This window comes from Enterobacter cloacae complex sp. HYC003_NIDB, from assembly GCF_056673375.1.
The window spans coordinates 4,643,302-4,667,844 of the sequence record NZ_CP114220.1 but is presented as its reverse complement, the minus strand read 5'-3'; the positions used below and the strand labels follow the sequence as shown (position 1 = coordinate 4,667,844).

The window sequence follows — 24,543 nt, the reverse complement described above, 5'->3', positions numbered from 1 at the left end:
GGGACTAACATTTGTTGAGAGCAATCCATTGTGAATCTACTCACTGCTGTAACTGAGCTGATCAGTATTTTTTTATTCACAACCTGTTTTTTGTTCATTGCGCGCAAGGTAGCAAAAAGAATTGGGTTAGTGGACAAACCGAACTTCCGTAAACGTCATCAGGGGCTTATTCCGCTGGTGGGCGGCATTTCGGTATACGCAGGCATCTGTTTCACATTCGGGATCGCGGATTACTATATCCCCCATGCCGCACTCTACCTGGCATGTGCCGGTGTGCTGGTACTGGTCGGCGCCCTTGATGATCGTTTTGATATCAGCGTGAAGTTCCGCGCGACGGTACAGGCGGCCATTGGCATCATTATGATGGTGGTAGGCGGCCTCTATCTAAGAAGCCTAGGCTACGTGTTTGGTCCCTGGGAGCTGGTGCTTGGGCCATTCGGCTTCTTCCTGACGCTGTTTGCCGTGTGGGCGGCTATCAACGCCTTTAACATGGTAGACGGTATAGACGGTCTGCTCGGTGGGCTGTCCTCTGTTTCGTTTGGCGCTATCGGCATCATCTTATGGTTTGACGGCCAGTACAGCCTGTCAATGTGGTGCTTTGCCATGATTGCCGCCATCCTGCCTTACATCTGCCTGAATCTGGGTGTGTTAGGGCGTCGCTATAAAGTCTTTATGGGCGATGCGGGCAGTACCCTGATTGGCTTTACGGTTATCTGGGTCCTGCTGGAAACCACGCAGGGTAAAACGCACCCTATCAGCCCGGTAACGGCTCTCTGGATTATCGCCATCCCGCTGATGGACATGGTCGCTATAATGTACCGCCGTCTGCGTAAAGGGATGAGCCCGTTTTCTCCCGATCGGCAGCATATTCATCACCTGATTATGCGCGCCGGCTTCACGTCTCGTCAGGCATTTGTGTTGATTACGCTTGCGGCTGCTATTCTGGCTGCGATTGGCGTAGCCGCGGAATACGCACATTTCATTCCTGAATGGGTAATGTTGGTATTATTCTTGCTAGCATTTTTCATGTACGGTTACTGCATCAAGCGTGCATGGAAAGTCGCGCGTTTTATTAAACGTTTAAAACGCAGGATGCGTCGGAACAGTGGCAAAAACACAACATTAACTAAGTAAAACCGGGACTATGATGACTCAACCGTTGGCGGGAGCGAAATCAGTGGGCACTGAGAACGAGCTGGATATTCGTGGTTTGTTTCGCGTGTTATGGCAGGGCAAACTGTGGATTGTGGGGATTGCCCTGGGGTTCGCGCTGTTAGCGCTTGCCTACACCTTCTTTGCAAAACAAGAGTGGAGCGCCACGGCGATCACAGACCGACCAACGGTGAATATGCTTGGAGGCTACTACTCCCAGCAGCAATTCCTGCGTAATCTTGATATCAAGGCCAATCTGGCGACCCCGGATCAGGCTTCGGTGATGGATGAATCCTACAAAGAGTTTGTGATGCAGCTGGCGTCGTGGGATACACGTCGCGATTTCTGGTCCCAGACGGACTACTACAAGCAGCGCATGGTCGGTAACAGCAAAGCGGATGCCGCGCTGCTGGATGACCTGATTAATAACATTCAGTTTATGCCTGGCGATGTGCTCCGTAACGTTAGCGACAGCGTGAAGCTGATTGCGGAAACGGCGCCGGACGCCAATAACCTGTTGCGTCAGTACGTTGCTTTTGCCAGCCAGCGCGCGGCCAGTCATCTGAATGACGAGCTGAAAGGCGCCTGGGCTGCGCGTACTATTCAGATGAAAGCGCAGGTCAAACGTCAGGAAGAGGTCGCTAAGGCTATCTTCGCCCGTCGCGTACATAATATTGAGCAGGCGCTGAAGATTGCGGAACAGCACAATATTTCCCGTAGCGAAACGGATGTTCCGGCTGACGAACTCCCGGATTCAGAAATGTTCCTTCTTGGTCGCCCAATGCTTCAGGCTCGTCTGGAAAATATCCAGGCCGTTGGTCCTGACTTTGACCTTGATTACGACCAAAACCGCGCCATGCTCAATACGCTCAACGTCGGTCCAACGCTGGACCCGCGTTTTCAGACCTATCGTTATTTAAGAACGCCTGAAGAGCCTGTAAAACGCGATAGTCCGCGTCGCGCATTCCTGATGATCATGTGGGGGATTGTGGGCGCACTGACTGGCGCTGGCGTAGCGTTATTGCGTCGCCGCACAAACTAAGAACGCCGTCTACGATGAAGGCTGCGGCCTTCATCGTCTAATCGAAGAGAATCGATGTGAAAGTACTAACCGTATTTGGCACCAGGCCGGAGGCCATCAAGATGGCGCCTCTGGTTCATGCGCTGGCCAGAGATCCTGATATTGAAGCGAAAGTGTGCGTGACTGCCCAGCACCGTGAGATGCTCGATCAGGTCTTAACCCTCTTTTCTATCGTCCCGGATTACGATCTCAATATAATGAAACCGGGACAGGGACTGACGGAAATCACCTGCCGTATTCTGCAAGAATTAAAGCCTATTCTGGAGTCGTTCAAGCCGGATGTGGTGCTGGTGCACGGCGACACCACCACCACCGTGGCGACCAGCCTGGCCGCGTTCTATCAGCGTATCCCCGTTGGTCATATTGAAGCGGGTCTGCGTACCGGCAATCTCTATTCCCCGTGGCCGGAAGAGGCCAACCGTACGCTCACCGGTCACCTGGCGATGTACCATTTTGCGCCAACCGAGAACTCACGTCAGAACCTGCTGCGCGAAAATATCAGCGAAAGCAAGATCTTCGTCACCGGCAATACGGTCATTGATGCGCTGATTTGGGTGCGTGACCGCGTGCTGGCTAACAGCGAGCTTCAGGCAGAACTTGCTGCGCGCTATCCGTTCCTGAACAACGGCAAGAAAACGATTCTGGTGACGGGCCACCGCCGCGAAAGCTTTGGCCGTGGCTTTGAGCAAATTTGCCACGCGCTGGCTGAAATCGCCGCGCAGAACGAGGATGTGCAGATTGTCTATCCGGTGCACCTCAACCCGAACGTCAGCGAACCGGTCAACCGTATCCTGGGCCACGTGGAAAACGTGCTCCTGATCGAGCCGCAGGACTATTTGCCATTTGTCTGGCTGATGAACCACGCCTGGCTGATCCTGACCGATTCTGGCGGCATTCAGGAAGAGGCGCCCTCCCTCGGTAAGCCGGTACTGGTGATGCGTGAAACCACCGAACGCCCGGAAGCGGTTACTGCCGGTACCGTGCGTCTGGTGGGAACGGATCCGCGTCGTATTGTCGAAGAGGTCACGCGCTTACTGCATGACGATGAAGAGTATCAGGCGATGAGCCGGGCCCACAATCCGTACGGTGACGGGCAGGCTTGTGGTCGTATTTTGCACGCACTTAAACACAATCGGGTAACGCTATGAGTTTTTCTACCATCTCTGTTGTTGGTCTTGGCTATATCGGGCTGCCTACTGCGGCGGCCTTTGCCTCTCGTCAAAAGCAGGTCGTTGGCGTAGATATCAACGCGCACGCGGTGGAAACCATCAACCGTGGCGAAATTCATATCGTGGAGCCCGATCTCGATCGTGTGGTGAAAAAGGCGGTGGACGGTGGCTTCCTGCGCGCCAGCACCACGCCGGTAGAAGCCGATGCGTACCTGATTGCGGTTCCAACGCCCTTTAAAGGCGATCATGAGCCTGACATGGTTTACGTCGAGGCGGCGGCAAAATCCATTGCGCCTGTGCTGAAGAAAGGGGCGCTGGTTATCCTTGAGTCCACTTCACCTGTTGGGGCTACCGAGCAGATGGCGCAGTGGCTGGCCGAGGCGCGTCCCGATCTTAGCTTCCCGCAGCAGGCGGGCGACGAGGCCGATATCAATATCGCCTACTGCCCTGAGCGCGTACTGCCAGGCCAGGTGATGGTGGAACTGATTAAAAATGACCGCGTGATTGGCGGCATGACGCCAGTCTGCTCCGCGCGCGCCAGCGAGCTGTATAAAATTTTCCTTGAAGGCGAATGTGTGGTGACCAACTCCCGCACCGCCGAGATGTGCAAACTGACCGAAAATAGCTTCCGCGACGTTAACATCGCGTTTGCGAATGAACTGTCATTGATTTGCGCCGATCAGGGGATTAACGTCTGGGAACTTATTCGCCTTGCCAACCGTCACCCCCGCGTGAACATCCTTCAGCCGGGGCCGGGCGTGGGTGGGCACTGCATCGCGGTCGATCCGTGGTTTATCGTGGCGCAGAACCCGGAACAGGCACGCCTGATTCGCACCGCACGCGAAGTAAACGACCACAAACCGCACTGGGTCATCAACCAGGTCAAAGCCACGGTCGCGGATTGCCTGGCCGACAGCGGCAAACGCGCCAGTGAGCTGAAAATTGCCTGCTTTGGTCTGGCATTCAAACCGAATATTGACGATCTGCGCGAAAGCCCGGCGATGGAAATTGCCGAAATGATCGCTGCCTGGCACAGCGGTGAAACGCTGGTGGTTGAGCCGAATATTCATGCGCTGCCGGCAAAACTTGCCGGTCACTGCACCCTTACCGCCCTGGATGACGCGCTGGCGACGGCGGATGTGCTGGTGCTGCTGGTGGATCACAATGCGTTCAAAGCGGTTTCCGGTGATGCCGTACGTCAGCAGTATGTTGTTGATACCAAAGGCGTGTGGCGTTGAGTATCCTCAACGGCGTGCTGGAGTCCCTTGAGTGGGAAAGCGCATTCTTTGCGCGTCCCTCAGCGATAGTGCGTCTGCGCGACAATGCCCCTGCGTTGCAGGAAGCAGACTTCAGCGCCTGGCAGCGCGTACAGGCTAAGATCCCGGCGGACCGCGCCGATCTGCTGGACGCCCTCCAGCAGCACGGATTCCGGCTGGTCGAGGGTGAGGTTGATCTCTCTGTTACCGTGGCTCTCCACGCCTCACCGGGCGCGGAAATTGCAACGGAGCAGGATATCCCCGCGCTGCGCAAGATGGCGGCGCTGGCCTTCGCTCAGAGCCGTTTCCGGGCGCCCTGGTATGCGCCCGATGACAGCGGCCGCTTTTATGCCCAGTGGATAGAGAATGCGGTCAAAGGTACGTTTGACCACGTCTGTCTGGTGTTCCGTACTGCCGGGGGGCAGATTCAGGGTTTTGTTTCGCTTCGCAGGCTCAACGAGCACGAGGCGCGCATCGGATTGTTAGCCGGGCGCGGCATGGGCGAGAAACTCATGCAGGCGGCGCTGCACTGGGCGGAGCAACAACAGGTATCGACGCTGCGGGTCGCAACCCAGATGGGCAACACCGCTGCGCTTAAACGTTATATTGCGAGTGGTGCCAGCATCGACGCCACCGCCTACTGGTTATACAGGTGACAAGATGATTCCATTTAACGCGCCTCCCGTTGTGGGCACTGAACTTGATTACATGCAGTCTGCTATGGGCAGCGGCAAGCTCTGTGGCGATGGCGGTTTTACCCGCCGCTGCCAGCAGTGGATGGAGCAACGTTTTCACAGTGCCAAGGTACTGCTGACGCCGTCCTGTACCGCATCGCTTGAGATGGCGGCGCTGTTGCTGGATATCCAGCCCGGCGATGAAGTGATCATGCCGAGCTACACCTTCGTCTCCACGGCGAACGCGTTTGTCCTGCGCGGGGCGAAAATTGTGTTTGTGGATATCCGTCCGGATACTATGAACATCGACGAAACGCTGATTGAAGCGGCGGTCACCGATAAAACGCGGGCGATTGTGCCGGTGCATTACGCGGGCGTGGCCTGTGAGATGGACACCATCATGGCCATCGCTAAAAAGCACAACCTGTTTGTGGTGGAAGACGCCGCGCAGGGCGTGATGTCCACCTACAAAGGGCGCGCGCTGGGCACCATTGGTCATATCGGCTGCTTTAGCTTCCACGAAACCAAAAACTACACCGCAGGCGGAGAAGGCGGCGCGACGCTGATTAACGATCGTGCCCTGGTGGAGCGTGCGGAAGTGATCCGTGAAAAAGGGACCAACCGCAGCCAGTTCTTCCGCGGTCAGGTGGATAAGTACACCTGGCGCGATATCGGCTCAAGCTACCTGATGGCGGATTTGCAGGCCGCGTATCTCTGGGCGCAGCTGGAAGCGGCAGAGCGAATCAATCTGCAACGCCTCTCCCTGTGGCAAACCTACTACGACGCGCTGGAGCCGCTGGCAAAAGCCGGACGTATTGAACTGCCGACTATTCCGGCAGACTGCATCCACAACGCTCACATGTTCTACATCAAGCTGCGCGATAACGACGATCGCAGCAAGCTGATTGCCTGGCTGAAAGAGGCGGAAATTATGGCGGTATTCCACTATATTCCGCTGCACTCTAGCCCGGCTGGCGAAGCCTTCGGGATGTTTGCCGGTGAAGACCGCTACACCACCAAAGAGAGCGAACGTCTGCTCCGTCTGCCCCTGTTCTACAACCTCGCGCCGGTGAACCAGCGTACGGTGATCAATTCGCTTCTGAGTTATTTCGCCTGATATGTCTCTGGCAAAAGCGTCGGTGTGGACGGCAGCGTCCACGCTAGTAAAAATTGGCGCCGGGTTACTGGTCGTCAAGCTGCTGGCCGTCTCATTTGGTCCGTCAGGCGTTGGGCTGGCAGGGAACTTCCGCCAGCTGGTCACGGTGCTTGGCGTGCTGGCGGGTGCCGGGATATTCAATGGCGTCACCAAATACGTCGCGCAGCATCATGACGATGCCGAAAAGCTCCGCACGGTGGTGGGCACCTCCTCTGCTATGGTGCTGGGCTTCTCTACGTTGCTGGCCGTCGTCTTTTTGCTGGCGGCGGCACCCATCAGCCAGGGGCTGTTCGGACACACGCATTATCAGGGGCTGGTGCGCCTGGTGGCGCTCGTTCAGATGGGGATCGCCTGGGCGAACCTGCTGCTGGCGCTGATGAAAGGCTTCCGTGATGCCGCCGGGAATGCGCTGGCGCTGATCCTCGGCAGCATTATCGGCGTTGTCGCTTACTACTTTTGCTATCGGCTGGGCGGCTATGAAGGCGCGCTGCTGGGGCTGGCGCTGGTGCCTGCGCTCGTTGTCATTCCGGCAGCGTTTATGCTGATGCGCAGAGGCAATGTCCCGCTGAATTACCTGAAACCGCAGTGGGACAAGATGCTGGCGGGGCAGCTAGGAAAGTTTACCCTGATGGCGCTCATCACTTCGGTAACGCTTCCCGTTGCCTACGTGATGATGCGAAACCTGCTGGCAGCGCATTACAGCTGGGATGAAGTGGGGATCTGGCAGGGCGTGAGCAGCATTTCAGATGCTTACCTCCAATTTATTACGGCTTCCTTTAGCGTCTATTTACTGCCAACCTTATCGCGCCTGACTTCCAGGCAGGATATTACCCGCGAGATTTTTCGCTCCCTGCGTTTTGTGTTGCCGGCGGTTGCGATCGCCAGCTTTACCGTCTGGTTACTGCGTGATTTCGCCATCTGGCTGCTGTTTTCGGCGAAGTTTACCGCCATGCGCGATCTGTTTGCCTGGCAACTGGTCGGCGATGTGCTGAAAGTGGGGGCATACGTTTTCGGCTATCTGGTGATTGCGAAGGCTTCGCTGCGGTTGTATATCCTGGCAGAGATCGGCCAGTTTGCGCTGCTGACGGCATTTTCTCACTGGCTGATCCCCACCCACGGTGCGCTGGGGGCGGCTCAGGCCTATATGGCAACTTATATCGTTTATTTCGCTGCCTGTTGCGGCGTATTTTTACTTTGGCGTAAACGCGCATGACTGCACTGATACACATACTGGGATCGGATATCCCGCATCATAACCAGACCGTTCTGCGGTTCTTCAACGATGAACTGGCATCCGGCACGCCCGATGCGCGCGAGTTTATGGTCGTTGGACGCGATAACGGCCTGAGCGCGGCGTGTCCGGCATTGCACATCACCTTCTGGCCAGACAAAGCGGCCCTGACCAAAGCCGTTGTCGCGAAAGCCAAAGCGGACCGAAGCCAGCGTTTCTTCTTCCACGGACAATTCAATACCGGGCTGTGGCTGGCGCTGTTAAGCGGCGGGATAAAACCTTCCCAGTTCAGCTGGCATATCTGGGGAGCGGATCTCTACGAAGTCTCCCACGGCTGGAAGTTCCGTCTTTTCTATCCGCTGCGTCGTCTGGCGCAGGCGCGCGTGGGCTGCGTTTTTGCTACCCGTGGCGACCTCAACTATTTTGCTAAACAGCACCCGAAGGTTCGCGGGGAACTGCTCTATTTTCCGACCCGTATGGATCCGGCACTGAATACCATGGCGAATGACGCGGTTCGTGAGGGCAAACTGACCATTCTGGTGGGAAATTCCGGCGATCGCAGTAACGAGCATGTCGCGGCGCTGCGGGCGGTGCATCAGCAGTTTGGCGATACGGTGAACGTCGTGGTGCCGATGGGCTATCCCGCCAATAACGACGCCTACATCGATGACGTTCGCCAGCAGGGGCTTGCGCTGTTTAGCGCGGAAAATCTGCACATTCTCAGCGATAAGCTGGAATTTGATGACTATCTCGCGCTGCTGCGAAAATGCGATCTGGGCTATTTCATCTTTGCCCGTCAGCAGGGGATTGGTACGCTGTGTCTGCTGATTCAGGCGGGCGTACCGTGCGTGCTCAACCGCGAAAACCCGTTCTGGCAGGACATGGCCGAACAGCATATTCCGGTGCTGTTTACCTCTGACACGCTTAATGTCGAGGTGGTACGGGAAGCGCAGCGTCAGCTCACGCTGGTGGATAAAAATAGCATCGACTTTTTCAGCCCGAACTATCTCACGCCGTGGCACCGCGCGCTGCGTATTGCTTCAGGAGACAACGCATGAGCCAGTTGCAATTTAGCGGCTTGCTGGTGGTCTGGCTGCTGAGCACGCTGTTTATCGCCACGCTCACCTGGTTTGAGTTCCGGCGCGTACGTTTTAACTTCAACGTATTCTTCTCGCTGCTGTTTTTGCTGACCTTTTTCTTTGGCTTCCCGCTGACCAGCATCCTCGTGTTCCGCTTTGATGTTGGCGTCGCTCCGCCGGAAATCTTGTTGCAGACGCTGCTCTCTGCGACCTGCTTCTACGCGGTGTATTACGTCACCTATAAAACGCGCCTGCGCGCGGCGAAAGACACCACACCCCGTCGTCCGCTGTTTACCATGAACCGGGTAGAAACCCATCTGACGTGGGTTATGCTGATGACCATCGCCCTCGTCAGCGTGGCGATTTTCTTCATGCATAACGGCTTTTTACTGTTTAAGTTGCAGTCCTATAGCCAGATTTTCTCCGCCGAAGTCTCCGGCGTCGCGCTCAAGCGTTTCTTCTATTTCTTCATTCCGGCGATGCTGGTGGTCTTTTTCCTGCGTCAGGACAGCAAAGCCTGGCTGTTCTTCCTGGTCAGCACCGTCGCATTTGGCATTCTGACCTACATGATCGTCGGCGGCACCCGCGCCAACATCATTATCGCCTTCGCGATTTTCCTGTTTATCGGCATTATTCGCGGTTGGATCTCGCTGTGGATGCTGGCGGCGGCAGGCGTCTTTGGCATTGTGGGGATGTTCTGGCTGGCGCTGAAGCGCTACGGACTGAACGTGGCGGGCGACGAAGCGTTTTATACCTTCCTGTATCTGACGCGCGACACCTTCTCGCCCTGGGAAAACCTGGCATTGTTGCTGCAAAACTACGACAAAATCGAATTCCAGGGGCTGGCGCCGATTGTTCGCGATTTCTATGTCTTTATACCGACGTGGCTGTGGCCTGACCGTCCCGGTATTGTCCTGAACACGGCGAACTACTTTACCTGGGAAGTGCTGAACAACCATTCGGGCCTGGCGATTTCCCCAACCCTGATTGGCTCGCTGGTAGTGATGGGCGGAACGTGGTTTATCCTGCCGGGCGCGATCGCGGTCGGGCTGATAATAAAATGGTTCGACTGGCTATATACGCTGGGTAATGAAGAGACCAACCGCTACAAAGCCGCTGTTTTGCACAGTTTCTGTTTCGGTGCCATTTTCAATATGATCGTTCTGGCGCGCGAGGGACTGGATTCGTTCGTCTCACGCGTGGTGTTTTTTATGGTCGTTTTCGGTCTCTGTCTGCTGCTGGCAAAACTGCTGTACTGGTTGTTTGACAGTGCAGGGCTTGTGCACAGACGTGAGCCACAGGGCAGCACAACGCTGTCGCAAGTCTGAGTAGGGATTATCATGACGGATACAACTTCAGCCCCGCGTTATGCGCTGCGTGGGCTACAGCTTATTGGCTGGCGTGACATGCAACACGCGCTGGATTTCCTGTTCGCGGACGGGCAGATGAAATCGGGCACGCTGGTGGCCATCAACGCAGAAAAAATGCTGGCGGTTGAAGATAATGCGGAAGTGAAAAGCCTGATTGAAGCCGCGGAGTTTAAATACGCCGACGGTATTAGCGTGGTGCGTTCAATTCGTAAAAAGTTTCCTGACGCTAATGTGTCTCGCGTGGCGGGTGCTGACCTTTGGGAGCGGCTTATGGAACGCGCAGGCGCTGAAGGCACGCCGGTATTTTTGATTGGCGGCAAACCAGAGGTGCTGGCGCAGACCGAACAAAAGCTGCGTAGCCAGTGGAATGTTAACATCGTGGGCAGCCAGGATGGCTATTTCAGGCCGGAAGATCGCCAGGCGTTATATGAGCGCGTGCGCGACAGCGGGGCGAAAATTGTCACTGTCGCCATGGGGTCGCCGCGGCAGGAAATTCTGATGCGCGATTGCCGTCTGGTCAGCCCGGATGCGCTCTATATGGGCGTCGGCGGCACCTACGACGTCTTTACTGGCCACGTTAAGCGGGCGCCCAAAGTCTGGCAAAACCTGGGGCTGGAGTGGCTCTACCGCCTGCTCTCTCAACCGACGCGTATCAAACGACAGATTCGTCTGCTGCGCTACCTCGCCTGGCACTACACCGGGAAAATGTAATCAATATGCAGCGCGATCTGCTGTTCGCGCTGCAACCCCTCCCTGTAAAACTGCTGGATTTCTGTACAATGCATTCATTTTTTTAATGCATTGTTTGCCATTTGCCAGAATTTAAGAAACCATTCGCTCCGTATTTCAGTACCCCTCAAAACAATACCCGGCAATAAGTCGGGAAACAGCAAACACAACCGAGGATTTATGGCAGAGAAAAAACCGGAGCTTCAGCGTGGGCTGGAAGCTCGACATATTGAATTGATCGCGCTGGGCGGGACTATCGGCGTTGGCCTGTTTATGGGCTCGGCAAGCACGCTGAAATGGGCGGGGCCTTCCGTCCTGCTGGCGTATATTATTGCCGGGCTGTTCGTCTTCTTCATCATGCGCTCAATGGGCGAAATGTTGTTTCTGGAGCCGGTAACGGGCTCTTTCGCCGTTTACGCCCACCGTTATATGAGCCCGTTCTTTGGCTATCTCACGGCCTGGTCGTACTGGTTTATGTGGATGGCCGTCGGGATTTCGGAGATTACCGCCATCGGGGTCTACGTGCAGTTCTGGTTCCCGGAGATGGCCCAGTGGATACCCGCGCTCATCGCCGTAGGGCTTGTGGCGCTGGCGAACCTTGCCGCCGTTCGCCTTTACGGTGAAATCGAGTTCTGGTTTGCGATGATCAAAGTCACCACCATTATCGTGATGATTGTTGTGGGTCTGGGTGTCATCTTCTTTGGTTTCGGTAACGGCGGGCACGCGATTGGTTTCGGTAACCTGACCGGACACGGCGGCTTCTTTGCCGGCGGCTGGAAAGGCTTCCTGACCGCACTCTGTATCGTTGTCGCCTCTTATCAGGGCGTTGAGCTGATCGGCATTACCGCAGGTGAGGCGAAAAACCCGCAGGTCACGCTGCGTAGCGCGGTAGGCAAGGTGCTGTGGCGTATCCTGATTTTCTATGTGGGCGCGATCTTCGTTATCGTGACCATTTTCCCATGGAACGAGATCGGCACCACCGGCAGCCCGTTTGTCTTAACCTTCGCTAAGATTGGCATCACGGCGGCGGCCGCCATTATCAACTTTGTGGTGCTGACGGCGGCGCTCTCCGGCTGTAACAGCGGGATGTACAGCTGCGGGCGTATGCTTTACGCGCTCTCGCAAAACAAACAGCTGCCGGCGGTGATGGGTAAAGTCTCCCGCGTGGGTGTACCGGTGGCGGGCGTAGCGGTGTCGATTGTGATTCTGCTGATTGGCTCTTGCCTGAACTACATCATCCCGAATCCGCAGCGCGTGTTTGTTTACGTCTATAGCGCCAGCGTGCTGCCGGGAATGGTACCGTGGTTTGTCATTTTGATTAGCCAGCTGCGTTTCCGACAGACGCACAAAAAAGCGATCGCCAGCCATCCGTTCCGCTCCATTCTGTTCCCGTATGCGAACTATTTGACGATGGCGTTCCTGATTTGCGTATTAATTGGAATGTACTTTAATGAAGATACCCGCATGTCGCTGTTTGTCGGGATGATCTTCCTGGCTGCCGTCACAGCTGCATATAAACTTTTTGGCCTGGGCCGCCGTGGCTCCGCCCATAAAGTGGAGGAATAAGCGGCAAAATGTGCAAACCATAACCAAACGCGCATTTTTTTCAAAAAAGCACTAGACAGCGGGGACGGAGGTACGTAATATCCAGCCCCGCAACGGCGCTAAGCGCCCGTAGCTCAGCTGGATAGAGCGCTGCCCTCCGGAGGCAGAGGTCTCAGGTTCGAATCCTGTCGGGCGCGCCATTTTAGTCCCGGCGCTAGAGCTGCGGTGGTCTGAGAAGTAGTCAGAACCGCGTGAAAGAATACAGTGGTGGCTATAGCTCAGTTGGTAGAGCCCTGGATTGTGATTCCAGTTGTCGTGGGTTCGAATCCCATTAGCCACCCCATTATTGAAAGAGTTGTGAATTGCGAAGGTGGCGGAATTGGTAGACGCGCTAGCTTCAGGTGTTAGTGTTCTTACGGACGTGGGGGTTCAAGTCCCCCCCCTCGCACCACGACTTTTAATGAGTTGAACTAAAAATTCAAAAAAGCAGTACATCGGCGAGTAGCGCAGCTTGGTAGCGCAACTGGTTTGGGACCAGTGGGTCGGAGGTTCGAATCCTCTCTCGCCGACCAATTTTGAACCCCGCTTCGGCGGGGTTTTTTGTTTTCTGCGTTTTTTATCCTGTAGCCTTTCCCCGACAACACTCTATATCCTTGTCGCGATTCAGCGACATATAACCCGTTAATATTAAAGAATTTATTATTTTACCTCTTAACCTGTCTCCTGGTGACGACATATCGCCGCCTTCAGCGCGATGTTGTATGGCTTCAGGCGGTTCTTAACAGCATAATTTCCTTTTATCTTAAAATGTTGCGCGATGTAAAAGTTCTGCGTGTAAACCTGGCACATTACATGCAATAATATGCGTGTAGATGCTCATTCCATCTCTTATGTTCGCCTTAAGGCCTCATAAACTCAGGAATGACGCAGAGCCGTTTACGGTGCTTATCGTCCACTGACAGATGTCGCTTCGGCCTCATCAGACACCATGGACACAACGTTGAGTGAAGCACCAAATATGTTGTCTTACAGACCTGTTTTAACGCCTGCTTTTATAGCAGGCGTTTTTTTATGGGCGTAAAAAAGGAGGCCATCTGGCCTCCTGTTAATTACTGCTGCGTTCCGTTATTTTGCAACGTCAATAACAGCCCATCACGGCGCATAGCTGCGGCCTCTTCCGGCTTATGCTGCTTGTCCAGCGAATCAGCAAGCCAGGCGTAATCAAATGCGTCCGGACGTTGCTTCAGCGCGGCGCGGAAGGCGAGGCTCGCCTCCTGCCACTCGCCGTGTTTCATCAGAGACTGGCCCAGCGTACTCCACAGCAGTGGACGATCGCCCACGGTTTTGATCTGCTGGCGCAGTGCTTTTTCAATTTGTTCCGGATTGTTGGTTTTCAGACGCGGGATGACCATCACCAGGCGGTCATCATACTGTCGCTTGAGACCGTCGAGGAGGATCTCCTGCGCGGTGTCATGGTCGTCACACTCAATCAGATGTTCTGCCATCGCCACCTGAAGAGGAACCTGCTGGCGCGTTTTACGGCTCTGGTTTTTCCACCAGGTTTTCAGGCCGTCGCTGCCGAGATCGGCGCGCGCCTGATCCATCAGGCCAATCCAGGCCAGACGCTGAAGTTCATCACGATGTTCATCATCGCCCACGTCGGCTTTCGCCATGGAAGGGATAATGTCCAGCAGCGAGCCCCAGGCACCGGTCCGAATATATGCCTGCTCAGCCAGACGCAGCACTTCCGGGTGACGAGGGGTAATTTCCAGCAGACGGTCAACGCCGTGACGAGCGGCATGGTTTTCATTGCGCGCCAGTTGCAGACGAACGCGGGTGATCTCAACCGGAATCGGATCTTTAGTAGAGAGCTCAGACGCGCGTTCAAGATGCTGATTGGCGCGGGCCTCATCGCCTCGCTGTTGCGCCGCCTCAGCGGCCAGCAGATAGTTAACAACCGGCTGTTCTGCATGGTCGGCATTTTTCGACATCAGCTTCTCAACCTGCTGATAGTCGCCTTCGGCCAGCTTCAGCAACGCTTGCTCGGTCTGCTTGCGGGCGCGACGGCGCTTACGGCCAACGAACCAGCCGCGCGTATGTACGCCGGTACGGAAAATACGACGCAGGAGCCACTCCACTGCCAGCAGAACGACCACACCCAGGATCAGAATAATTACCAGCCCTGTTACGCTGGTTTCGATATTGTAGTTATCGGTCTGGACCAATACATAACCCTGGTGACCCGCGAGCATCGGCCCCAGTACAATCCCGGCGATCAGCAGGATGAAGAGTAAGAAGACTTTTAGCATCATTACTCTCCTTGCGGCGCGCTTTCAGGCGCTGGCGCGGCGGCAGGTGCTTCAGCCGGACGCTCTGCCGGAACGCCCGGCTGGGCCAGCAGGTTACGCACGCGCGTCTGCATGAGCTTCTCCAGAATCGGCTGGCTTTCCAGCTTGTCCGGCACGTTCATGGTGATGTTTTGCTGGCTCAGCTTGTCGATATCCTCAAGGAACGCGGTCGTGGTTGCGTCATTGGTATCGTAGTAAGCACGTACCCAGGTTGAAACGTTATCCAGCGCCTGTTTGTAGGTCTCTTCCTGGTGACGCGGTACGGCCTGGGCAGCCACCAGCAGGCGGGAACGAATGTTTTCGCGCAGATAGACGTCCTGGTTCGGCGCCAGCAGCGGCACGGCAGTTTCATCGCGGCGGCGAATGGTAATAAAGCTGTCCATAAAGTTCTGCCAGCTCTTTTGCAGGTTGATACGCCATTCGCTCAGGGAGCTGGACAGCTCGGTGCCGTCAGAATCCATCGGGGAGTCATCGTCGTTGTTATCGGCCAGCTGAAGGTTATCAATCTGGTTGGAGAGCTGATTTACCTTAAGGATGATACCATCGTAATCGACCTTAGAAACCGCGGACAGGCTGGCGATATCTTCCGTAATAGCGCGGCGAGCGTTGATGAGGCTCGGATCGTTCATGTCCGCCAGGCTTGCGTCGGCGCTTTTCAGCAGCGCGGCGGCGGTGGTGACATCCTGATCGCTCCAGAGCTTGCGCCCGGCCAGTTTCACCAGAAAATCGGCCTGTGAAAGTAGCCAGGTTTTGGCATCGGTTCCCGAAATTGTGGCGACTTTTTCCTGCACTTCGCTCAGCTGTTTGGTCAACTCTTCACGTTTGCTGTTCGCGTCGGCGAGGGCGGCAGCCTGCTGTTTGATCACGCCTTCCAGCTCAGCTTTTTGCGTCTCCTGCGCTTTCTGTAGGGCAGTGATTTGGTTAACCAGCGCGTCGCTGGTGGCCGTCTGGTTGGTGCCTTGTTTCTTCACCAGTCCGTAGAGTCCCACGCCTGCGGCCAGCGCAATCGCGATGGCAATCACGCTCAGCGTTAGGCTGGTTTTGTTGCTGCCGTTTTTCTTCTCAACGGTTGTGTCTGTCGTCTCTGGCTGTGACGTGGTGTCCACAGTCTCCCTGGTCTCTTCAACCACGGCGGAGGATTTTTCGTGTTCCGTCATTATGGCTTCCCATTTGAGAGTTATTGTAATGCGCGCAGCAGCGCATCGTTGTCGGCGTTTTCAGCGATCCGAATATCCTGCCAGCCCAGTTCCCGGGCGTGGTTCGCCAGACGCTCACTGACGACCAGAAGCCGACAGCGGAGTAACCAGTTTTCGCGATACCAAAGCGGAATCAGCGACCAAAGCTGTTGTAACATTTCACCGCTGGTGACCACCAGCGTATTAATACCGCGGGCGTGCCAGCGCATTGCTTCTTCCGCGCCATCATAGTGTTTCGCACAGCGCTGATAGCACTCCACAAACGTCACGTCTGCGCCGCGTTCGCGCAGCGTTTCGCCCAGCAGTTCGCGGCCACCGTTGCCGCGCAAAATGAGCGCGCGCTTTCCGGCAATGGTTTGTAATTCAGGTAATTGTAGCAAGACTTCGCTGATTTCCCGATCTAACGGGTAACGAACATCGATTCCGCTCGCGGTATGTAAGGCCAGCGCCGTGGTGCGCCCGATGGCGAAATAGCGGGGGGCGTGAGGCCAGCTAACGGCATGCTGTTGCAGCTGCGCATGGGCAAACTCCACGGCATGCTGCGACAGCGCAAAGAGCAGATCGCCTTCCTGCAAGAGACGCATCTGGTCAGCGAGCGCAGGCAGCTCGCGACCGGGGGAGAATTCAATCAGCGGAAAACTCCAGGCCACCTGCCCCAGTGCGCGCAGACGGCTCACTAACTGCTCTCCTGCGGGAGAAGGGCGGGTGACAAGTATGCTCATGCAGGGGGCTCTCCGTTATAGACCTCAGCCAGAATTTCACGCGCGCCGTTATTCAGCAGCTCTTCCGCCAGCGATACGCCAAGTGCCTCGGCATCTTGCGGCTTGCCGCGACGTTCACCGCGAACCATCTGTGAGCCGTCCGGCGCGCCAACCAGCGCACGCAACCACAGCTCACCGTCAGTTAATTCAGCATAGCTGCCAATTGGCACCTGACAGCCTCCTTCGAGGCGAGTATTCATCGCGCGCTCGGCTTTTACGCGAACGGCGGTATCGTCATGATTCAGCGGCGCGAGCAGTGCCTGAGTGCGCGCATCAACCAGACGACACTCAATGCCGACGGCACCCTGGCCGACGGCGGGCAGCGACAGCTCCGGCGGCAACGCGACGCGAATGCGTTCTTCCAGCCCCAGGCGTTTCAGGCCCGCAACCGCAAGAATAATGGCATCGTAGTCGCCGTTATCCAGCTTGCCAAGGCGTGTGCCGACGTTCCCGCGCAGCGAACGGATCACCAGATCCGGGCGACGTTCAGCCAGCTGACACTGGCGGCGTAAACTTGACGTGCCGACCACGCTGCCTGCCGGCAACGCATCGAGCGAGTCATAGCGATTAGAGACAAACGCATCGCGCGGATCCTCGCGCTCGCAGATGGTCACCAGCCCCAGCCCTTCCGGGAACTCAACGGGCACATCCTTCATCGAATGCACGGCGATATCGGCGCGGTTCTCAAGCAATGCCAGCTCCAGCTCTTTGACAAACAGACCTTTTCCGCCCACTTTGGCCAGCGGCGTATCCAGAATGACATCGCCACGCGTGACCATTGGCACCAGCTCAACGCGTAATCCGGTGTGGCAGGCTTCAAGGCGCTGCTTAACATAATGTGCCTGCCAGAGTGCAAGAGGACTTTGGCGTGTGGCAATTCTCAAAACATTGTCTAACATGCTTGTTACCGTCATTATCAATCGCTAACCATCCTAACATTGTTGACACTCGGATGGCAGTTTTACGGTTGATGAAGAGTGAGAGGGACAGGGCGGCGTACTCGTCAGCCATCGCCGTATTCAGGAATTTACACGTCAAGAACGGTGCTACACTTGTATGTAGCGCATCTTTCTTTACGGTCAACCGGCAAGGTGTTAAATTGATCACGTTTTAGACCATTTTTTCGTCTGTACCACCAGAAAAGCAAAAGGCGAAAAAAGGGTAACGGTTATTTTTTGAAATACTGCGGGTCCGCTGCTTTTTGTGTTCTGACTGGCGTGCGACACCCGGAAACATCAGGCGATACGTCTTGTACCTCTATATTGAGACTCTGAAACAGAGACTGGATGCCATCAATCAATTGCGTGTGGATCGCGCGCTTGCTGCCATGGGCCCTGCTTTCCAGCAGGTATACAGTCTACTGCCAACATTGTTGCACTATCACCATCCGCTGATGCCGGGTTACCTTGATGGTAACGTTCCCCAGGGCATTTGCCTCTTCACGCCTGATGAAACCCAACAGCATTACCTGACTGAACTTGAACTCTACCGTGGTATGCCGCCGCAGGATTCGCCGAAAGGCGAGCTGCCGATTACCGGGGTTTACTCCATGGGCAGCACGTCATCGGTTGGGCAAAGTTGCTCTTCTGACCTGGATATCTGGGTCTGCCATCAGTCCTGGCTCGACAATGAAGAGCGCCAGCTGTTGCAGCGTAAATGCAGCCTGCTGGAGAGCTGGGCGGCGTCGCTCGGCGTGGAAGTGAGCTTCTTCCTGATTGATGAAAACCGTTTCCGCCATAACGAAAGCGGCAGTCTGGGTGGTGAAGACTGCGGCTCGACTCAGCACATCCTGTTGCTGGATGAGTTTTACCGTACTGCCGTTCGCCTGGCCGGGAAACGTATTCTGTGGAATATGGTGCCGTGCGATGAAGAAGAGAATTATGACGACTACGTCATGTCGCTTTACTCGCAGGGCGTTCTGACGCCAAACGAGTGGCTGGATCTGGGCGGCCTGAGCTCCCTGTCCGCCGAAGAGTACTTTGGCGCAAGCCTCTGGCAGCTTTATAAGAGCATTGATTCACCGTACAAAGCGGTGCTGAAAACCCTGCTGCTGGAAGCCTACTCCTGGGAATACCCCACGCCGCGCCTGCTGGCGAAAGATATTAAACAGCGTCTGCACGACGGGGAGATCGTCTCCTACGGGCTTGATGCCTACTGCATGATGCTGGAGCGCGTCACCGAATACCTGACAGCCATTGAGGACGCCACGCGTCTTGACCTGGTGCGTCGATGTTTCTATCTCAAAGTCTGTGAAAAACTGAGCCGCGAACGCGCCTGCGTGGGCTGGCGTCGTGAAGTCGTCAGCCAGTTAGTCAAAGAGTGGGGATGGGACGAAGAGCGTCTCGCCATGCTCGACAACCGCGCCAACTGGAAGATCGATCAGGTGCGTGAGGCGCACAACGAACTGCTTGATGCGATGATGCAGAGCTACCGCAACCTGATCCGCTTTGCCCGCCGTAACAACCTTAGCGTTTCTGCCAGCCCACAGGATATCGGGGTGCTGACCCGCAAACTGTACGCCGCGTTTGAAGCGTTGCCGGGCAAGGTAACGCTGGTTAACCCACAGATTTCGCCTGACCTGTCTGAACCGAATCTGACCTTTATCTACGTACCGCCGGGCCGCGCGAACCGCACCGGGTGGTATCTGTACAACCGTGCGCCAAGCATGGATTCGATCATCAGCCATCAGCCGCTGGAATATAACCGCTACCTGAACAAGCTGGTGGCCTGGGCCTGGTTTAACGGCCTTCTCACCTCACGTACCCGGTTGTTTATCAAAGGCAACGAGGTGGTCGATTTAGCCAAGTTGCAGGAGATGGTGGCGGATGTCTCGCACCACTTCCCGCTGCGTCTGCCTGCGCCGACGCCAAAAGCGCTCTACAGCCCGTGTGAGATTCGCCATCTGGCGATCATCGTCAACCTGGAATACGACCCGACGGCGGCCTTCCGCAATCAGGTGGTTCACTTTGACTTCCGCAAGCTGGACGTCTTTAGCTTTGGCGAGCAGCAAAACTGCCTGGTGGGCAGCGTGGATCTGCTGTACCGCAACTCGTGGAACGAAGTGCGTACCCTGCACTTTAACGGCGAGCAGGCGATGATCGAGGCGCTGAAAACGATCCTCGGCAAGATGCACCAGGACGCCGCGCCGCCGGACAGCGTGGAGGTGTTCTGCTACAGCCAGCACCTGCGCGGCCTGATTCGTACCCGCGTTCAGCAACTGGTGTCTGAGTGCATAGAACTGCGTCTCTCCAGCACCCGACAGGAAACCGGGCGCTTTAAAGCGCTGCGCGTCTCTGGCCAGACCTGGGGGCTGTTCTTTGAGCGCCTGAACGTGTCGGTGCAGAAGCTGGAGAACGCCATTGAATTCTACGGCGCGATTTCACACAACAAACTGCATGGCCTGTCGGTTCAGGTGGAAACCAATCACGTTAAGCTGCCGCAGGTGGTGGATGGCTTTGCGAGTGAAGGGATTATTCAGTTCTTCTTCGAAGAGTCGGGCGATAACGCCGGGTTTAACATCTACATTCTGGATGAAACCAACCGTGCCGAGGTGTATCACCACTGTGAAGGCAGCAAAGAGGAGCTGGTGCGCGACGTCAGCCGCTTCTATTCGTCCTCGCACGATCGCTTTACCTACGGCTCAAGCTTTATCAACTTCAACCTGCCGCAGTTCTACCAGATTGTGAATGTGGATGGGCGAGCGCAGGTGATCCCGTTCCGTACGCAGGCGATTACCCCTGCGGCGCCCGCTAACCAGGAAACTGCGCCGCTGTTGCAGCAGTATTTTTCCTGAGGCTTTTCGCCGGGTGGCGCTATCCCTTACCCGGCCTACGTTTGAGCCGCTGTTGCCGGGTGGCGCTATCGCTTACCCGGCCTACGGTTTGAGCCGTTGTAGGCCCGGTAAGGCGTAGCCGCCACCGGGCAACGCAACTACCTGAAACTCACGTCCTCGCCCGCCTGCGCCGTCGCCGCCTGCTCCAGCAGATCCCAGAACGTTTCGCCGCTGCGATCGCAGACCCACTCGTCACCTTTCAGATCAAAGTGATAGCCGCCCTGTTTCGCCGCCAGCCACACCTGGTGAAGCGGCTCCTGACGGTTAATAATAATCTTGCTGCCGTTTTCGAAGCTTAAGGTCAGGATCCCGCCGTTGATTTCACAATCGATATCGCTGTCGCCGTCCCAGTCGTCGATACGCTCTTCGATGGTCATCCACAGGGTATCGGCAAGGCGATGAAATTCACTGTCGTTCATGGTTTTATTCCTGTTTTTCGTGATGGCGGCAGTATAACGCTAAATAATTCCCGTTGCAGGAAAGCGGCAAACTCTTGCTTTTGTGTCTTCTCCTGCGATGATAGAAACAGATTTGAACTTACGGGCAACCTCTACATGAAAAACGTCTTCCGAACGCTTGTCGTTCTTGTCACTCTGTTTAGCCTGACCGGCTGTGGACTGAAGGGACCACTGTACTTCCCGCCAGAGGATAAAAACGCACCACCGCCGACAAAACCGGTGCAAAGTGGTATCGAGTCATCTACGCCGGATACCAACGATCGCGGCAATAACGGCGGCCCGACTCAGGTCAATCTCTGACAATTACGTTCTGTACCCGCGCAATGGAGCAAATGATGCAGTTCTCTAAAATGCATGGCCTTGGCAACGACTTTATGGTCGTCGACGCGGTAACGCAGAATGTCTTTTTCTCCCCGGAATTGATCCGTCGCCTGGCGGATCGACACATGGGCGTGGGGTTTGACCAGCTGCTGGTGGTGGAGCCGCCTTACGATCCTGACCTGGACTTTCACTACCGCATTTTTAACGCCGACGGCAGCGAAGTTTCCCAGTGCGGCAACGGCGCGCGCTGTTTTGCCCGCTTTGTTCGGCTGAAAGGGCTGACCAACAAGCGCGATATCCGCGTCAGCACCGCCAACGGCCGGATGGTGCTCAGCGTCACCGACGACGAACTGGTGCGCGTGAACATGGGCGAGCCGAACTTCGACCCCTCTGCCGTGCCGTTTCGCGCCAACAAAGCGGAAAAGACCTATATTATGCGTGCCGCCGAGCAGACAGTATTGTGCGGCGTCGTCTCAATGGGTAACCCGCACTGCGTGATTCAGGTGGATGATGTGCAAACCGCGGCGGTTGAAACGCTCGGCCCGGTGCTGGAAAGCCATGAGCGCTTCCCGGAGCGGGCGAACATCGGTTTCATGCAGGTGGTGAAGCGTGAACACATTCGCCTGCGGGTTTACGAGCGCGGCGCGGGCGAAACCCAGGCCTGCGGAAGCGGTGCCTGTGCGGCGGTGGCCGTCGGTATCTCACAGGGGTTACTGGCAGAAGAGGTTCGCGTGGAATTACCGGGCGGACGTCTTGATATCGCCTGGAAAGGAGCGGGTCATCCACTGTACATGACTGGCCCGGCGACACATGTTTATGACGGGTTTATCCATCTATGAAGCAACCAGGGGAAGAACTGCGGGAACCTGTATCAGAGCTGGACGACAGCGCTGTTGTGGATTACCTGCTGCACAATCCTGAGTTTTTTATCCGCAATGCACGCGTCGTCGAACGGATGCGCGTGCCGCATCCGGTTCGCGAGACCGTGTCGCTGGTTGAATGGCACATGGCGCGCTCGCGCAACCACATCAATCAGCTCGAAGAGAACATGACGCTGCTGATGGAGCAGGCCAGCAATAACGAAAGCCTGTTCTACCGTCTACTGCACCTTCAGGCGCGTCTGGCTTCCGCGCACAGTCTAGAAGAGTTCCTCAACCGCTTCCACCGCTGGGCGCGCGAGCTGGGGCTGGCAGGCGCGACGATCCGTCTCTTCCCTGACCGCTGGCGCATTGGCGCGCCGTCCGGGTTTACCCATCTGGCGCTGAGCCGTCAGGCGTTTGAGCCGCTGCGCATTCAGCGTCTGGGCCATGAGCACCACTATCTGGGGCCGCTTAACGGGCCAGAACTGCTGGTGGTGCTGCCGGAAGCCAAAGCTATCGGCTCGGTGGCGATGTCGCTGATGGGGCGCGATGGTGACCTGGGCGTGATGTTATTTACCAGCCGCGACGCGCATCATTATGAACAGGGGCAGGGCACGCAACTGTTGCAGGAGATCGCCCTGATGCTGCCTGAGCTGCTGGAGCGCTGGATTGAGCGCGTATGACGGACGGATTGCTCGCCACTGACGTCAACCGCTTTCTGCGCTATCTGGGCGTAGAACGCCAGCTCAGCCCTATTACGCTGCTCAACTATCAGCGTCAGCTTGATGCCATCATGCAGCTTGCCGATGAAATCGGCCTGAAAAGCTGGCAACAATGTGACGCCGCCACGGTACGCGGGTTCGTCGTGCGTAGCCGTAAAAAAAATCTCAGCCCGGCGAGCCTGGCGCTCCGGCTCTCTGCCCTGCGCAGTTTCTTCGACTGGCTGGTCAGTCAGGGCGGTCTGAAAGCCAACCCGGCAAAAGGGATCGCCACGCCGAAAGCCCCGCGTCATCTGCCGAAAAATATCGACGTCGACGACGTAAACCGCCTGCTGGATATCGATCTTAACGATCCGCTGGCCGTGCGCGACCGCGCGATGCTGGAGGTGATGTACGGCGCGGGCCTGCGTCTCTCTGAGCTGGTGAACCTCGACTTAAAGCACCTCGATCTGGAATCCGGCGAGGTGTGGGTAATGGGCAAGGGCAGCAAAGAGCGCCGCCTGCCGATCGGCCGCAATGCGGTCTCCTGGATTGAGCACTGGCTGGACCTTCGCGGGCTGTTTGGCGCCGACGAAGATGCGCTGTTCCTGTCGAAACTCGGCAAGCGGATCTCGGCGCGTAACGTGCAGAAGCGCTTTGCGGAGTGGGGCATTAAGCAGGGGCTGAACAGCCACGTTCACCCCCACAAGCTGCGCCACTCCTTTGCGACGCACATGCTGGAATCAAGCGGCGACCTGCGCGGCGTACAGGAGCTGCTTGGTCACGCGAATCTGTCGACCACCCAAATCTATACCCACTTAGACTTCCAACACCTTGCCTCGGTGTATGACGCGGCGCATCCACGCGCCAAACGGGGGAAATAATGCGTTTTTACCGCCCACTCGGTCAGATCTCAGCCCTGACGTTTGATCTTGATGACACCCTTTACGACAATCGTCCGGTGATCCTGCGTACCGAGCAGGAGTCGCTGGCGTTTGTGCAGAACTACCATCCTGCGCTGAAAGCGATGCAGAACAAAGACTTCCAGAAGCTGCGTCAGTCCCTGCGGGAAACCGAACCGGAGATTTACCACGACGTGACCGAATGGCGCCGCCGTGCGGTTGAGCAGGCGATGCTCAACGCCGGCCTGAGCGCGCAGGATGCGGCCACGGGGGCCGAAGCGGCCATGGAAAACTTCGCCAAATGGCGCAGTCGGATCGACGTGCCGCAGGAGACCCACGACACGCTGGCGAAGCTCGCCGAAAAGTGGCCGCTGGTGGCCATCACCAACGGCAATGCTCAGCCTGAACTGTTTGGTCTGGGGAACTATTTTCAGTTCGTGCTGCGCGCGGGCCCGCACGGACGCTCGAAGCCGTTCAACGATATGTATCATCTGGCAGCGGAAAAACTGGATTTGCCGCTCGGTGAGATCCTGCACGTGGGCGACGACCTGACCACGGACGTCGCCGGGGCGATCCGCTGCGGCATGCAGGCCTGCTGGATCAAGCCGGAAAATGCCGATCTGATGACTACCCCGGATAGCCGTCTTCTGCCGCACGTGGAAATTTCACGGTTGGCATCCCTCACGACGCTGATATAATCATCAATTGTTCTGTATAAATTAACA

General features: G+C 56.4%; 22 protein-coding genes and 4 tRNA genes. 21 read left to right on the top strand and 5 right to left on the bottom strand.

Features of this window, described 5'->3' with window-relative positions; genetic code table 11:
• Positions 1 to 30 precede the first annotated feature (30 nt).
• The 15 genes from wecA (at position 31) to O1722_RS22275 (ending at position 13,014) form a co-directional block, all read left to right on the top strand.
• Positions 31 to 1,134, top strand: a complete 1,104-nt coding sequence (wecA, locus tag O1722_RS22345) for a UDP-N-acetylglucosamine--undecaprenyl-phosphate N-acetylglucosaminephosphotransferase (protein WP_001050933.1) — start codon at positions 31 to 33, stop codon at positions 1,132 to 1,134.
• Between the two features lie 13 nt (positions 1,135 to 1,147).
• Positions 1,148 to 2,194 (top strand): ECA polysaccharide chain length modulation protein, encoded by a 1,047-nt coding sequence (gene wzzE / locus O1722_RS22340; RefSeq protein WP_017693953.1) that lies wholly within the window; start codon positions 1,148 to 1,150, stop codon positions 2,192 to 2,194.
• 56 nt (positions 2,195 to 2,250) lie between these two features.
• Positions 2,251 to 3,381 (top strand): non-hydrolyzing UDP-N-acetylglucosamine 2-epimerase, encoded by a 1,131-nt coding sequence (gene wecB / locus O1722_RS22335; RefSeq protein ID WP_033486962.1) that lies wholly within the window; start codon positions 2,251 to 2,253, stop codon positions 3,379 to 3,381.
• Entirely contained in the window at positions 3,378 to 4,640 is a 1,263-nt protein-coding gene (gene wecC / locus O1722_RS22330) for a UDP-N-acetyl-D-mannosamine dehydrogenase (RefSeq protein WP_033486961.1), read from the top strand. Before wecB ends, wecC begins: the two co-directional genes overlap by 4 nt.
• Positions 4,637 to 5,314, top strand: a complete 678-nt coding sequence (rffC, locus tag O1722_RS22325; protein ID WP_032646798.1) for a dTDP-4-amino-4,6-dideoxy-D-galactose acyltransferase — start codon at positions 4,637 to 4,639, stop codon at positions 5,312 to 5,314. Before wecC ends, rffC begins: the two co-directional genes overlap by 4 nt.
• 4 nt (positions 5,315 to 5,318) lie before the next feature.
• Positions 5,319 to 6,449 (top strand): dTDP-4-amino-4,6-dideoxygalactose transaminase, encoded by a 1,131-nt coding sequence (gene rffA / locus O1722_RS22320; protein WP_015570019.1) that lies wholly within the window; start codon positions 5,319 to 5,321, stop codon positions 6,447 to 6,449.
• Between the two features lies 1 nt (position 6,450).
• Positions 6,451 to 7,701 carry a lipid III flippase WzxE gene (gene wzxE / locus O1722_RS22315; protein ID WP_033486960.1) on the top strand — a complete coding sequence of 417 codons (1,251 nt, stop codon included), beginning with the start codon at positions 6,451 to 6,453 and terminating at the stop codon, positions 7,699 to 7,701.
• Positions 7,698 to 8,777 (top strand): TDP-N-acetylfucosamine:lipid II N-acetylfucosaminyltransferase, encoded by a 1,080-nt coding sequence (locus O1722_RS22310; protein ID WP_033486959.1) that lies wholly within the window; start codon positions 7,698 to 7,700, stop codon positions 8,775 to 8,777. The genes wzxE and O1722_RS22310 overlap by 4 nt, the downstream gene beginning before the upstream one ends.
• Positions 8,774 to 10,126, top strand: a complete 1,353-nt coding sequence (wzyE, locus tag O1722_RS22305) for an ECA oligosaccharide polymerase (RefSeq protein WP_017383595.1) — start codon at positions 8,774 to 8,776, stop codon at positions 10,124 to 10,126. Before O1722_RS22310 ends, wzyE begins: the two co-directional genes overlap by 4 nt.
• A gap of 12 nt (positions 10,127 to 10,138) precedes the next feature.
• Positions 10,139 to 10,879 carry a lipopolysaccharide N-acetylmannosaminouronosyltransferase gene (wecG, locus tag O1722_RS22300; protein ID WP_015570015.1) on the top strand — a complete coding sequence of 247 codons (741 nt, stop codon included), beginning with the start codon at positions 10,139 to 10,141 and terminating at the stop codon, positions 10,877 to 10,879.
• A gap of 198 nt (positions 10,880 to 11,077) precedes the next feature.
• A complete protein-coding gene (gene thrP / locus O1722_RS22295) occupies positions 11,078 to 12,463 on the top strand; it encodes a bifunctional threonine/serine APC transporter ThrP (RefSeq protein WP_033486958.1) in 1,386 nt (461 codons plus the stop codon).
• A 102-nt stretch (positions 12,464 to 12,565) separates the two neighbouring features.
• Positions 12,566 to 12,642 (top strand) — tRNA-Arg (locus tag O1722_RS22290).
• A 67-nt stretch (positions 12,643 to 12,709) separates the two neighbouring features.
• A tRNA-His gene (locus O1722_RS22285) sits at positions 12,710 to 12,785 on the top strand.
• Between the two features lie 21 nt (positions 12,786 to 12,806).
• Positions 12,807 to 12,893 (top strand) — tRNA-Leu (locus tag O1722_RS22280).
• Between the two features lie 44 nt (positions 12,894 to 12,937).
• Positions 12,938 to 13,014, top strand: a tRNA-Pro gene (locus O1722_RS22275).
• A gap of 537 nt (positions 13,015 to 13,551) precedes the next feature.
• Here the strand turns inward: O1722_RS22275 and hemY are convergent.
• The 4 genes from hemY to hemC are packed head-to-tail and all read right to left on the bottom strand — an operon-like array spanning position 13,552 to position 17,646.
• A complete protein-coding gene (gene hemY / locus O1722_RS22270) occupies positions 13,552 to 14,751 on the bottom strand; it encodes a protoheme IX biogenesis protein HemY (protein ID WP_033486957.1) in 1,200 nt (399 codons plus the stop codon).
• A 2-nt stretch (positions 14,752 to 14,753) separates the two neighbouring features.
• Positions 14,754 to 15,947: a uroporphyrinogen-III C-methyltransferase gene (gene hemX / locus O1722_RS22265; RefSeq protein ID WP_033486956.1), complete on the bottom strand. Its 1,194-nt coding sequence runs from the start codon at positions 15,945 to 15,947 to the stop codon at positions 14,754 to 14,756.
• A gap of 20 nt (positions 15,948 to 15,967) precedes the next feature.
• Positions 15,968 to 16,708, bottom strand: a complete 741-nt coding sequence (hemD, locus tag O1722_RS22260) for a uroporphyrinogen-III synthase (protein WP_033486955.1) — start codon at positions 16,706 to 16,708, stop codon at positions 15,968 to 15,970.
• Positions 16,705 to 17,646 carry a hydroxymethylbilane synthase gene (hemC, locus tag O1722_RS22255; RefSeq protein ID WP_017383592.1) on the bottom strand — a complete coding sequence of 314 codons (942 nt, stop codon included), beginning with the start codon at positions 17,644 to 17,646 and terminating at the stop codon, positions 16,705 to 16,707. The genes hemD and hemC overlap by 4 nt, the downstream gene beginning before the upstream one ends.
• A gap of 350 nt (positions 17,647 to 17,996) precedes the next feature.
• On the opposite strand from hemC, the gene cyaA reads away from it, so the two are divergent.
• Positions 17,997 to 20,540, top strand: coding sequence for a class I adenylate cyclase (gene cyaA, locus O1722_RS22250; RefSeq protein WP_017383591.1), 2,544 nt, complete (start codon positions 17,997 to 17,999; stop codon positions 20,538 to 20,540).
• Between the two features lie 137 nt (positions 20,541 to 20,677).
• On the opposite strand, the gene cyaY is transcribed toward cyaA, so the two are convergent.
• Positions 20,678 to 20,998, bottom strand: coding sequence for an iron donor protein CyaY (gene cyaY, locus O1722_RS22245; RefSeq protein WP_003860816.1), 321 nt, complete (start codon positions 20,996 to 20,998; stop codon positions 20,678 to 20,680).
• A 135-nt stretch (positions 20,999 to 21,133) separates the two neighbouring features.
• On the opposite strand from cyaY, the gene lptM reads away from it, so the two are divergent.
• The 5 genes from lptM to yigB are packed head-to-tail and all read left to right on the top strand — an operon-like array spanning position 21,134 to position 24,516.
• Positions 21,134 to 21,337 carry an LPS translocon maturation chaperone LptM gene (gene lptM, locus O1722_RS22240; protein ID WP_003860815.1) on the top strand — a complete coding sequence of 68 codons (204 nt, stop codon included), beginning with the start codon at positions 21,134 to 21,136 and terminating at the stop codon, positions 21,335 to 21,337.
• A gap of 35 nt (positions 21,338 to 21,372) precedes the next feature.
• Positions 21,373 to 22,197, top strand: a complete 825-nt coding sequence (dapF, locus tag O1722_RS22235; protein ID WP_023295730.1) for a diaminopimelate epimerase — start codon at positions 21,373 to 21,375, stop codon at positions 22,195 to 22,197.
• A complete protein-coding gene (locus O1722_RS22230; protein WP_015570007.1) occupies positions 22,194 to 22,901 on the top strand; it encodes a DUF484 domain-containing protein in 708 nt (235 codons plus the stop codon). The genes dapF and O1722_RS22230 overlap by 4 nt, the downstream gene beginning before the upstream one ends.
• On the top strand, positions 22,898 to 23,800 hold the full coding sequence (gene xerC, locus O1722_RS22225; protein WP_017383588.1) for a tyrosine recombinase XerC: 903 nt from the start codon (positions 22,898 to 22,900) through the stop codon (positions 23,798 to 23,800). Before O1722_RS22230 ends, xerC begins: the two co-directional genes overlap by 4 nt.
• Positions 23,800 to 24,516, top strand: a complete 717-nt coding sequence (gene yigB, locus O1722_RS22220) for a 5-amino-6-(5-phospho-D-ribitylamino)uracil phosphatase YigB (RefSeq protein WP_015570005.1) — start codon at positions 23,800 to 23,802, stop codon at positions 24,514 to 24,516. The genes xerC and yigB overlap by 1 nt, the downstream gene beginning before the upstream one ends.
• The last annotated feature ends 27 nt before the right edge of the window (positions 24,517 to 24,543 follow it).